Consider the following 332-nt stretch of genomic DNA (forward strand, 5'->3'; position numbering starts at 1 on the left):
GCGGTGGCCCTGAACCGGGTGCTGGGCAATGACGGCACGACCATCCTGGGCAACTTGTCGGCCAATGGCAAGGTCTTCATCGTCAACCCGAATGGGGTGCTGTTCGGCCAGGGCGCCTCCGTGAATACGGCGGGCCTGGTGGCGTCGACCCTGGATATCAGTAACGCCGACTTCATGGCCGGCAAGTACCAGTTTGCCGGCAATGGCACGGGCAAGGTCTTGAACCAGGGCAGCATCAGCGCGCCGGGCGGCTACGTGGCCTTGCTGGGCGCGAACGTGTCGAACGAGGGCACGATCCAGGCGCGCCTGGGTTCGGTAGCGCTGGCGGCGGG

General features: G+C 66.3%; 1 protein-coding gene. It reads left to right on the forward strand.

The window, feature by feature from the left end; translation table 11 throughout:
- Positions 1-332 (forward strand): two-partner secretion domain-containing protein (locus ACZ92H_RS29595; protein ID WP_465051991.1); only part of this gene is annotated, 332 nt, incomplete at both ends.

The sequence above is a fragment of the Janthinobacterium foliorum genome (genome assembly GCF_978021625.1).